This window comes from Streptococcus equinus (assembly GCF_049393805.1).
Lineage (GTDB): Bacteria > Bacillota > Bacilli > Lactobacillales > Streptococcaceae > Streptococcus > Streptococcus equinus.
On the sequence record NZ_CP185765.1, the window covers coordinates 1 to 3,487 of the forward strand.

A 3,487-nucleotide genomic window follows, 5' to 3' on the forward strand; every position below is an offset into this window, starting at 1 on the left:
ATGGCTCTAAAATCAAGATACTTCTTGAAGGTATTATATCAAATGGCAAAAGAAAAATCTAGATATTTTACGTTTCTTCTCTATCCTGATGGCGAAGGATTCCCTAGTGATTGGGAAGATCGATTAGAAAAAATTGGAGTGCCGATTGCGATTAGTCCACTTCATGATAAGGACAAGGCTAAAAATCGGTCTTACAAAAAAGCGCATTATCATGGTATTTACATTGCTAATAATCCAGTGACTGCAGAGTCTGTACGGAATAAACTCAAAGCAGTTTTGAGTTCAGAAACTGAAGAATGTAAGGCTGTTGCAAAGGTTCAAATTGTTTATGAATCAATTGAGAGTGTCTATTTATATCTTACACATGAATCTAAGGATGCTATCAAGAAAAATAAACATAGATACAATAAAGCAGATATTAAGCATATCAGTAATTTTGATATTGACCGTTATATTGTGGTTGATGTTGAAACAAAAAATCAAGTTTTGAAGTCGCTTTTACAAATTATTCGAGCTTACTCAATTCCTAATGTTCTTGATTTACATGATTTTATCGAGGAAAACGGTGAAGATTATGGGATTGATATGAATTTATTTTTAAGTACGATTGAAAATAAGTCGAGTATTTTACGTCTATATTTTGATGGTGCTTACCAACGCAGTAAGCGAGGAGAAATAAAAAAAGCCGGAGAAAATTAGTCCGACAATAGCGGAGCGGTCGGACTGCCATTTTTTCAAAATGGCTTGGGCGACTTGATGGAGTCGACCAACATGACAAAAATGTCCTTGTGATTCGAGGGCTTTTTTGTTTGCTCGCCTTTTTATTTTGGGCGAGCTAGCTGTCTGCAAGACCCTTCGGAGAACGCACTTTTACGAAGTAAAGTATAGTGCGTTATACTTTACATGGAAGTTGCTCCGAAATTGTGCTAGACTACTAGATAAGGTGTTGCGTATTTAGACGAGCAATAGACTTGTCGGCTCGTCTGTCAGTCGTTATCCGACTGACGCTGATAAGGAGGATTGAAGAATGAGCTACATAGTGGCGAGGATGGAAAAAATGAAAGTCGGTAATCTTGGTGGAGCCTATCGACATAATGAACGTATTTTCAAGAATCACTCTAACAAAGATATAGACCCGAATAGGTCACATCTCAACTATGAGTTGACGGATCGTGACCGTTCGGTGTCGTATGAAAAGCAAATTAAAAACTATGTGAATGAAACCAAAATATCAAAGCGTGCTATTCGAAAAGATGCAGTTTTGTGTGATGAGTGGGTTATTACGTCTGACAAGAAGTTTTTTGAAGATTTGAATCAAGAGCAAGTACAAGAATTCTTTGAGACGGCTAAAAAGTATTTTGAAGAACAGTATGGTAAGCAAAATATTGCTTATGCTAGTGTGCATCTTGATGAAAGTACTCCGCATATGCATATGGGAGTGGTGCCGATGAAGGACGGAAAACTGTCGTCTAAGGCAATGTTTGACCGTGAAGAGTTGAAATCTATTCAAGATAAATTACCGAAATACATGAATGAGCATGGTTTCGAGGTTGAACGTGGTGAGCTTAATAGCGAGAAAAAACACAAAACAGTTGCCGAATTCAAGCAAGATATGGCTGTTAAAGAATTGGACGAGAAATTAGTTTCTGAATATGGTGCTCCAGTATATATCAACGAGACAACTGGTGAGTTTGTGACTGAGGGAGAGTATCAAGAGAATTATAAGGACTTCAAAGAGACTTTTGGGGAATACAATGTGACAGAAGATGATTTCAAAGATTTTTTGGATTCTGATGACATTCCTTTGAGGAAAGTTACTGTTCAAGAGAAAATGGATTGGGTTAAACAACATTATCAGCAAGCTTTAAATAAACTAGAATCGTCTCAGAAGCTCTCAGAAGCCCGTATAAGCGAATTAGACCAAAGAATCGAGGAAAAAACTAAGGAATTATCTAAAATCGATTTAAAGGCTTCTAAAGGGGCTTCTAGGGTGTCTCAATTAGAAAATGCTATAGACAGTCGTTCAGATGCTCTTGCAGCCGTTAAAAGAGATTTTAAAGCCTATCAAGCATTTTTGAAAAGAGGCGAACAGATTGCTGATAATTGGCGACAAGAAATTACTGGAGAATTGAAAAAAACAGCTTTTGGGAAAGAATATATTCGTATGGATCCAGAAGTCTTTGAAAAAGCTCGTATGAGTAACCATTGGTTTCAAGTTAAACAAGATAGTTTGCGACAAGAAATTAGACGGCTTGAAACTGACTTGGAGAATAGCAATCGAGCACGTTTCAAGTTGCTTGATGAAAACAAAGAATTGAAGGCTGAAAGTAAATGGTTACGTGAAGATAATAAAAAGCTATTTGAGCGATTGGATATCACAACTAAAAAACTCAAATTATGGCGTGATAAAACACGGAAATTGTTGCCTAAAAAAGAATTTAAAGCTATTACGGCAGTTGTTAATACTGAAATCATAGAAATTATGACACCAGTAGCAAAAGTTGTAAAAGCAGTTACGAAAACTATCAAAAAAATGACGCTGTAGAGCGATTTATGCCGAGAAAACTCTTGTCAGTAAGCTAGACGAATTTAGACTAAATTTGACGAGTTGTCAGGCTGGAAAGCTGACGACCGACAAATTAGGAAAAAAGCAGTCTAGGTTACTTGCTGACAAGAGGAAATTGGAATAAAGTAAGCGACTAGCGTAGGTAGGATTTTGAAAGGTTATAGGGTCATGATATAATAACCAATGCTGAAGCAAAACCTTCCGCAAATCTATGCGAAAGGAGGTGGAGCGAGTGCATTACATTTTCGACGTCTTACTTGCTATTGTGGCAGAAGTGACGGCACATTACATTTGCAAGTGGTTAGATAGCAAGGACAAACGCTGAAGCTAGCCCAACACCGACAAAAAAAGCCCCTAGGGAACTGGCATTCCTTAGGGGCTTCGGTGTGCTTGTGCATCACATTTTCGCAAGCTCATTATAACATGAGTTGGAAAAATGTGTCAAAAAGTTGGTGCTCGGAAGGGAAAAATTGGGGTGATTTTTCGCCAGAAAAATCTAAAATCTGGGGGGTTACTACGACCCCCCTTTATGTGCCGAGTGCCAAAATAGGGTAAAAATTGGGTTGAGCCTTAGAGCGTCAAGGGATTGACCTTGCGACCCTAGAGACGAAAAATCGTCTCAGGGGTCGCAAAATTCGACTCAGGGGTCGCAAAAAAATAGGGATTATGTAAAAAAAGTTGACGTATATTTTAAAAAAACGTAAAATATTTTTAAAATATAAATTGAGGTTATAATAATGACTAAAACAAAAAAAAGAGTGTCGATTGGTTTGACCGATGAGCAATACAAGTTGGTTGATGATTTAGCAAAATCAAGAGGTTTTTCAAAATCTGCGATTTTTGTTCTTGCTCTTGAAGAATATTTGAAATCTCAAAATCAAAAATAGAAAGGTCAAGAAATATAAAAAAAGAGCCACGGCA

At 37.3% G+C, this 3,487-nt stretch carries 3 protein-coding genes; all 3 read left to right on the top strand.

Annotated features, from left to right (window positions below; all coding sequences use genetic code 11):
* Nucleotides 1-42: 42 nt before the first annotated feature.
* The 3 genes from ACN0NP_RS09540 to ACN0NP_RS09550 all read left to right on the top strand — a co-directional run bounded on the left by ACN0NP_RS09540 (nucleotide 43) and on the right by ACN0NP_RS09550 (nucleotide 3,453).
* Entirely contained in the window at nucleotides 43-699 is a 657-nt protein-coding gene (locus tag ACN0NP_RS09540) for a replication protein (RefSeq protein ID WP_423217692.1), read from the top strand.
* 328 nt (nucleotides 700-1,027) lie between these two features.
* Entirely contained in the window at nucleotides 1,028-2,545 is a 1,518-nt protein-coding gene (gene mobV / locus ACN0NP_RS09545) for a MobV family relaxase (RefSeq protein ID WP_423217693.1), read from the top strand.
* 758 nt (nucleotides 2,546-3,303) lie between these two features.
* Nucleotides 3,304-3,453 (top strand): CopG family transcriptional regulator, encoded by a 150-nt coding sequence (locus ACN0NP_RS09550; RefSeq protein ID WP_082301921.1) that lies wholly within the window; start codon nucleotides 3,304-3,306, stop codon nucleotides 3,451-3,453.
* Nucleotides 3,454-3,487 lie beyond the last annotated feature (34 nt).

What these genes read in the sequence shown, in the direction of transcription:
- mobV (WP_423217693.1), top strand. Translation starts at nt 1,028, where the DNA reads ATGAGCTACATAGTGGCGAGGATGGAAAAAATGAAAGTCGGTAATCTT.
- ACN0NP_RS09540 (WP_423217692.1), top strand. Translation starts at nt 43, where the DNA reads ATGGCAAAAGAAAAATCTAGATATTTTACGTTTCTTCTCTATCCTGAT.
- ACN0NP_RS09550 (WP_082301921.1), top strand. Translation starts at nt 3,304, where the DNA reads ATGACTAAAACAAAAAAAAGAGTGTCGATTGGTTTGACCGATGAGCAA.